The organism is Paenibacillus forsythiae T98 (assembly GCF_000520735.1).
Taxonomy (GTDB): domain Bacteria; phylum Bacillota; class Bacilli; order Paenibacillales; family Paenibacillaceae; genus Paenibacillus_AQ; species Paenibacillus_AQ forsythiae.
In genome coordinates, this window is sequence record NZ_ASSC01000130.1 from 1 (window position 1) to 7306 (window position 7306).

Consider the following 7306-nt stretch of genomic DNA (forward strand, 5'->3'; position numbering starts at 1 on the left):
CCGTCAGCGCAGACGGCGCTTAAACTGCGTGCAGCCTGACTTAGCTCTGTTTTAGTTGATCTATAGCCTATAATTCAAATGGCACGTGTTCAAAAGTAGTTATCAGATGATATAATTAAGGTCTTTATTGAGTTCGAGTCCTTAGGGAATAGAAGAGGAGGTAAATAATATGAAAATAGTGGATGTGCCTTTCTGTGCAATTGATTGGAGTTCCATTGAACCTAGTGAACACGCAGGGGAGACGGGTAAAGCAGTTTGGAGGACACTTGAAATTGGTAATATACGAGTACGAATGGTGGAGTACACCCCTGGATATCTTGCCGATCATTGGTGTAAACGAGGACATGTACTTTTAGTACTTGAAGGGGAGTTGAGCACTGAACTAAGTGATGGACGAACTTTTCTGTTAAAGCCTGGAATGAGCTATCAAGTTGCAGATGATGCAGAACCGCATAGGTCATCTACTGTAACAGGGGCTAAATTATTTATTGTTGATTAGTTGATTTTCTTAGAGAAGAACTGCAAAGTGAACAGGGATAACGGGGAAAAAGACGACAATTCATTTGGATTCAAGAATGAACGTCGTCTTTGTGCTGCGTCATGTCATCACCCGAAATGCGCTCCGGCATCTTTGTAACCTTTTGGAGATCGAAATCCAGGCTTCTCGTCATATACTTGTCAAAAAATTCGGGATCAATTCCGGTCATATGATGAAAGAAGGAACTTTCGGCTTTCCAATCGTTCTCAATCATTTGACGAATATCCACGATCCCCTTTTTGGAAACAAAGTCGATGATTGTTTTAATTTTCATTGGTTTCTGGATCGGAATGATTTTATCGAGCGGCAGGAGGAATGCTGCCAGGGGCTGATGTACTGGCGTTCATTACCCGTTCTTTATTTCGTTCCTTGGTGCCCTCTGAAACTTGGAAAATCGGCTCGCTCTGTCTAAGACTCAGAACAATACTAAGAAGAACGAGCAGCGCGCCTATATATCCTCTGACGCCAAGGATTTCCTGGGCAAACCAGAAGCCGAACAGTGCGGCAAAAACAGGCTCCAGTGAAAAAATTAACCCTGTGCGTGCTGGCGAGGAGTATTTTTGAGCCATAATTTGTAATACAAACCCCAAGCTGCAAAAGATACTCAGCATGAGAATGGCAAGCCATCCCGCAGATGTTCTTGGCAGTGTTGGCGTTTCGAACAGGATGGAAAGGATCAAGCCAAACAATCCGGTAAACCCGAGCTGCAGAATGCCTAAGCTGAGGGTATCAAATCTTCGTGAAGCGAAGCTTGCCACAATAATATGAATGGCATAGAAGAAGGCCGCCGCAATACATAAAAGGTCGCCCCTTGTCATCGTAAGAGGAAGCTGTAGGGTCAGAAATGCAATTCCCGTAATAGCTATGATGATGCTGAGGCCCGTTCTTTTCCGGACTTTATTCCTGAAGATGACGGCGCTGATTAAAGGAACGAATACAACGGTCAAGCTTACCAAAAATCCGGCGTTGGAGGTGGTCGTTGTCTTCAAGCCCAAGGCAATCGAGAGGAACACGGCCAATAAAAGAAGGCCCAGAGTGAAGGAATGCAGCAAGAGCTTCAAGCTCATGTTCTGCCGCAGGCGCCGGGCACAGATGATGGATGCAAGCATAAACGCCAATCCAAACCGGAGAGCGATTAAATTAAACGCCTGAACCGAGTCCAGGCCCATTTTCATGAACAGGTAAGAAGAGCCCCAGCATAGGGTGACAAATAACATGATCAGATCCGCTTTCAGCGAGTTCATCCCGTTTTCCTCCTTTATTATGGAACAGAGTCAGTATACTAATGTAAAATAAACAAGTAAAACGCATGTTTCTTATACTGAACATAAGAAAATATAATGCAAATGAGGGGGATGGGCATTGAGCATCAATAAATACAAAGTATTCATGAAAGTAGTGGAGCTGGGGAGTTTGACGAAAGCCGCAGATGAAATGGGGTTTACTCAATCCGGAGTCAGCCATATTATAAACAGCCTCGAAGAAGAGTTCGGATTCTTATTGCTCACCCGAAGCCGCTCCGGAGTGAAATTAACGAGCAATGGAGAAGAAATCTTGAAGACCCTGCGCGAAGTATTGAAGTGGCATGCACATCTGGAGCAGGAGGTTGCCTCTATCCATGGATTAGAATTGGGGACGGTTCAGATTGGGACCTTTACAAGTGTTTCTGTGCATTGGCTGCCTGGAATCATCAAGAATTTCCAACAAGATTACCCCAATATCGAAATTCGCTTATTTGAAGGGGACTACCCGCAAATTGAGGAGTGGATCGCGGAGGGGAAGATTGATTGCGGCTTTATGTCGCTTCCGACCTGGGATACGTTTGATGTGATACCGCTGCATAAAGACCCGCTGCTGGCCTTGCTGCCAGTAGATCATCCTCTGAGCTCCGAATCATCGCTTACGTTATCCCAGATTAGAAATGAGCTGTTTATTTTGCCGAGCAAAGGTTCGGATTACGATGTTAACCGAATTCTTAAGAGTGCAGCAATCAAGCCGAAATTTAAGTATACATCAGGGGATGATTACGCGATCATGGCTATGGTGGAGCAAGGACTTGGCATTAGCATTCTCCCGGAACTGGTGCTCCGCGGCCAACAATTCAATATTCGGTCCATTGAGCTTAAGGGACAGTATCGCTCTCTTGGTATCGCCGTTCATTCCATCAAACAAGTATCGCCGGCGACCCGGAGATTTTTAGATTATGTCCAGCGCTATCCTAAACTGTAGTGGCAGCTCCTCGCTTTAGGTTCATTCTTTAACCATTTACCCCGTGATTAAATGTAACTACGGTGTCAGACGAAGTAGTTGTTGGGGAAAAAGTGACTACGATACTAAGAAATGTTACGATTACTAACGTTGCTGTTAATGTTTTTTCATCGGAAAGCATTCCTTTTAAAATGTTTTCGTACATGCTTTGCTGTTCCAGAGTCGCGAATGAACGCACGGTATCATACATAAACTTCCTCGAAGCTAACTTGATCTTCCAAGCTAATCCCTCCACATGATAGATACATTAGTCATTAGGAGTCAAGGTGTAACCCCGCACATGTTGTCCTCCATATTATTACAATAATATACAATAATTAACTAGAGGTCAATTCATTTTCCGTCTGCGCCGGCGACAGTGTGTGCAAATTTTATAAAACGAAACAAAGCAGGGGATGTCCGCACCTCATCCATAATTCACTTACCCCCGCCCCGCTTTACGAACAGCCGCAATGATCAATAGCAGAACGGGGACCACAACATAGAACGGGAAGAATAGATAGGGAATGGAGATTCTCCAGCCAATATCAATATGCTGCGTATAGGTAGACGCAATGATAAGGGACATGGCCAGAATAATCGTGCTCCACGGAATGAGGAGGGAATGATAAGATTCCAGTTTGAACAGCTGCGCAGTTCCGAGCACCGTACCGTACAGGAAGGCCCCCAGCTTAAAAAATCCCCCCAGCACCATCATCAGGATCGCCAGCGCATCCAGATTCATAATAAAGTCCCCCAGACTAACCATGCCTATGGCGGTGTACAGCGGAAATTCGGTTTCTTTCAGAAGCTCCGTGCCAAATACGGCAATAAGCCCAAGCATATTTAATGACAGGATGATGCCCGATGCCAGAATCGCAATCATCCCCGCTTTCTTGATGCTGCTCCGGTCATTCGAGTTGATCGTGAACATCATGAACAGCAGCGTTTGACCGAAGGGAAAGACAAGAAGAAAGGGGAATACCGCATTCCATAGCGGTCTAATCCCTTGGGCGAACACGGGCTCTATATATTCGAAATGATGAATTTGAGAGGTGAAGATAAGAATCCACCCCAGGACAAGAGCAAGAAAGGCGACCGGAAACAGGATTTCTCCCAATCGCGCGAGTGCCTCAACCCCGCCCCGTAAGCAATAGACAATGCCGAGCATGAGCCCTGACATAATCACCAGGATCGGCGTTTCCGTCAAGATCGTCTGCACGATGAGCTCCCCGAAGTCTCGCAGCACCCGCGAAGATTCATAGGCGAATATAAATATGTAAATGAGCGACAGCGGATATCCGAGCCATTTTCCAACAATTTCGGGAATGATTTGGATAAGTGTCCGGTCTGGATAATATTCACATAGCTTGGTATAGACCCACATTAGCCCGAGTCCACCGAGCATAGCGGTCAGGATTGCCAGCCACTCATCCTGCTTGGCCTGCATGCGTAACCCGAAGAGTACCGTAGTCCCGATTTCAAACAAAATAATGATGGAAATGAGCTGCCACCTGCTGATTTTTTCCTGTGCCATGTGATGTCCTTTCCCGTGAAAAATAATAAACTCCAGTATTTGCAGTTGAGGTAAAAATAAAACATTTCGCAAGGCGGTTATTTAGACCGCTATTAGGAAAATATTCTAAGTATGCCTTGGATATTGGAGGGACCGCTGTAATGCTTGACCGTGGGAAGATTAGTGCTGGGCAGGCGGGATTCTTGATGTTTACGTTCCTGATGGGAAGCGTAGCCGTAATCGTTCCATCGATCGCCACTTCTTTTGCCAACCAGGATGGCTGGCTTGTCATTATTCTCGCCGCCCTGATTGGCGTGGGTGTCGTTCTGATCTTTACCAGCCTGGGGCTCTTGTTTCCGAAGCAGAGCATTATCCAGTACAGCGAACTTATTTTGGGAAAATGGTTGGGGAAGACCGTCGGCCTGTTGTATGTGCTGTACCCTTTTTATTTGGGGTCGCTGGTCACCGGACTCTTTCGCGATTATGTGACCATCACCGCGCTGCCGCGCACGCCGCCTATTGTCGTAAGCGGACTGCTGCTCGCCGTAATCGCTTATGCAGTGCGGGGAGGGATCGAGTCTCTCGGACGAGTCAATGAGCTTATTTTGCCTTTTCGCGAACTGATCGTCTTGCTTGTTATCCTTATGCTGATTACGGACTTTAAATGGAATAACCTGTCTCCGTTTATGGGTGAAGGGGTGCTGCCTGTTGTGAAGGGCACGATTTCGACAGCTTCGCTTCCTTTTGGCGAGACTATTGTATTTGCGATGCTGCTGCCCAATATCCGCAATATTCAGAAGGTGAAGAGGGTCTATATCCTTGCGGTTGTGTTCGGCGGCCTGCTCCTCTCGATCAGTGTATTGACATCTATTCTTGTATTGGGTCCGGAGGTCGCTTCCAGGCTGAACTTTCCGACTCATGAGGTTATCAAGTATATCGAGAAGCTGGGATTTATGACCGATATGGACATCCTTGGCATGCTGCTATGGATATCGTCAGGGTTTATGAAGATCGCTGTCTGCTATTATTGCACCGCAGTCGGGTTGGCTCAGTGGTGCAGGCTGTCCGACTACCGTTCCGTCGTCATTCCCATAGGCATTCTGATCTATATTTTCTCTATCGTCGCTTATGGAAGCATCGTCGAGGATGCTGTGTTCGCCAAGGCCATCTGGCCGTTCTTCTCCATCCCCTTCGTTCTCCTGTTCCCATTGTTAATGCTGATTATTGCCAAGATCAGGGGCCTGGACGGGAGAGAGCGTGAGAGCGCCGGGGAGGGATAAGGAAGGAGCGGGATTTGTCAGATCCTGCGGGGAACGATTCTTACAGAAAGGGTGAAATCGAAATGGAGCATGGCACACCATCAATTCACCAGTCCGTTAGCGGAGAAATTGAACAGGATCTGGCGCTGCTCAGAACGATTCTGGCCTCCTCGTCGGATATCGTATTCCGGGAATTTCAGATGGGCGATGCGCAAAAGGCGGCGATTATTTTCCTGGACGGCATGGTGAATACCGTCATCGTGGATTCCGATATCATACGCCCCCTGCTCAGGTACGGTGAGGCCATGCTGCAGAAGTCCAGCCTGTCGTCGGCCAGTCTTGAGAGCCTGCTTCGGAATCAGGTCATTACCGCAGCGCAAGTAAGCTCCGGGGAACAGATCCAGGAGGCTGTAGACCATGTGCTGAGCGGAGATACGGTGCTGCTCATTGACGGCGTGAAGAAGGCCCTATTCATCAGCGCGAAGGGCTGGGGGAAGCGGGCGGTTGAGGAACCGGCAACGGAAGCTGTCATCCGTGGTCCGAGGGAAGGCTTCACAGAGAATCTGCTGACCAACATAAGCCTCATTCGCCGCAGATTGAGAACCCCGCAATTAAAAATCGAAGGAATACAGCTGGGGCGGTTATCGAAGACCGATGTCGCAATTACGTACCTGAGCGGGGTTGCGGACGATTCGATCGTCGAGGAAGTCAGGAAGAGAGTGAGCCGGATTGATATCGACGCCATTCTGGAGAGCGGCTATGTGGAGGAATTGATTGAGGATAACTCGTTCTCGATCTTTCCCCAGGTTAACTATACGGAGCGACCTGACAAGATCGTGGCCAATCTGTTGGAAGGCAAGGTTGCGATACTTATTGACAATACCCCTTTTGCGCTGATCGTGCCGGTCACTTTCTTTGAAATGATGCAGGCCAGCGAGGATTATTACCAAAGATATTTTATCTCGACGCTCATCCGGCTGCTCCGTTATCTGTTTCTGGTGATTGCCTTGCTGCTGCCGTCGCTCTACATCGCTCTGCTAACATTCCATCAGGAGATGCTGCCCACGTCTCTGCTGCTCAGCGCTGCCGCTTCCCGGGAGGCGGTTCCGTTTCCGGCTATTGTTGAGGCTCTGCTGATGGAAATCTCGTTCGAGGCGCTGCGCGAAGCGGGGGTGCGTCTGCCGCGTCCGGTCGGGCAAGCGGTCAGCATCGTTGGGGCGCTCGTTATTGGCGAGGCTTCCGTAAGCGCCGGAATTGTATCCGCGCCCATGGTCATTATCGTTTCCATCACGGGGATTGCTTCCTTCATTATTCCAAGCTACTCCCAGGCCATTACAATCCGGCTGCTTCGGTTTCCCATGATGCTTCTGGCCGGGACACTCGGGCTGTACGGTGTGCTGCTCGGCGTTCTGTTCATTCTGATTCATTTGGCGCGCCTGCGCTCGTTCGGCGTTCCCTATCTGTCGCCGCTGGCTCCTCTGCATACAAGTGATCTGAAGGATGTTCTTGTGCGCGTCCCTTGGTGGGGGATGATCCGGCGTTCGACCGAGAGCGCCAAGAACAACCCCCGGCGCATGAAAGGTATGTTGCGGCCGCGTCCCCCGAAGCGCGGCGGGTAGCCCTGCTCAGGGAAGGAGGATGATGATGAGAAAGCTGGGGATTCTGCTGTTAATCACCGGGTTGCTGCCGCTTACAGGCTGCTGGAGCCGGGTGGAGCTGAATGATCTGTCGATTGTGACGGCTGCC

6 protein-coding genes and 1 pseudogene are annotated in these 7306 nt (G+C 48.8%); 4 read left to right on the forward strand and 3 right to left on the reverse strand.

The genetic code is table 11. The features are described 5' to 3' along the window. Positions 1-169: 169 nt before the first annotated feature. Complete coding sequence (locus tag L692_RS0104675; RefSeq protein WP_025697635.1) at positions 170-499, forward strand: DHCW motif cupin fold protein; 330 nt, start codon at positions 170-172, stop codon at positions 497-499. A gap of 70 nt (positions 500-569) precedes the next feature. Here the strand turns inward: L692_RS0104675 and L692_RS0104680 are convergent. Further along, positions 570-845, reverse strand: a pseudogene (locus L692_RS0104680) (spr1629 family repressor/antitoxin); the annotation flags it as partial. Next, positions 835-1782 (reverse strand): DMT family transporter, encoded by a 948-nt coding sequence (locus tag L692_RS0104685; RefSeq protein ID WP_025697639.1) that lies wholly within the window; start codon positions 1780-1782, stop codon positions 835-837. The pseudogene L692_RS0104680 and the gene L692_RS0104685, both read right to left, overlap by 11 nt. 118 nt (positions 1783-1900) lie before the next feature. On the opposite strand from L692_RS0104685, the gene L692_RS0104690 reads away from it, so the two are divergent. Then, a complete protein-coding gene (locus L692_RS0104690; RefSeq protein WP_025697641.1) occupies positions 1901-2767 on the forward strand; it encodes a LysR family transcriptional regulator in 867 nt (288 codons plus the stop codon). A 460-nt stretch (positions 2768-3227) separates the two neighbouring features. On the opposite strand, the gene L692_RS0104695 is transcribed toward L692_RS0104690, so the two are convergent. Beyond that, complete coding sequence (locus L692_RS0104695) at positions 3228-4322, reverse strand: GerAB/ArcD/ProY family transporter (protein WP_025697643.1); 1095 nt, start codon at positions 4320-4322, stop codon at positions 3228-3230. Between the two features lie 140 nt (positions 4323-4462). On the opposite strand from L692_RS0104695, the gene L692_RS0104700 reads away from it, so the two are divergent. Both L692_RS0104700 and L692_RS0104705 read left to right on the forward strand, forming a co-directional pair. Then, positions 4463-5581, forward strand: coding sequence for a GerAB/ArcD/ProY family transporter (locus L692_RS0104700; RefSeq protein ID WP_025697645.1), 1119 nt, complete (start codon positions 4463-4465; stop codon positions 5579-5581). Between the two features lie 14 nt (positions 5582-5595). Next, positions 5596-7179, forward strand: a complete 1584-nt coding sequence (locus L692_RS0104705; RefSeq protein WP_025697647.1) for a spore germination protein — start codon at positions 5596-5598, stop codon at positions 7177-7179. The last annotated feature ends 127 nt before the right edge of the window (positions 7180-7306 follow it).

Coding starts and splice junctions, on each gene's coding strand:
- L692_RS0104675 (WP_025697635.1), top strand. CDS start 170: ATGAAAATAGTGGATGTGCCTTTCTGTGCAATTGATTGGAGTTCCATT.
- L692_RS0104685 (WP_025697639.1), bottom strand. CDS start 1,782: ATGAACTCGCTGAAAGCGGATCTGATCATGTTATTTGTCACCCTATGC.
- L692_RS0104695 (WP_025697643.1), bottom strand. CDS start 4,322: ATGGCACAGGAAAAAATCAGCAGGTGGCAGCTCATTTCCATCATTATT.
- L692_RS0104700 (WP_025697645.1), top strand. CDS start 4,463: ATGCTTGACCGTGGGAAGATTAGTGCTGGGCAGGCGGGATTCTTGATG.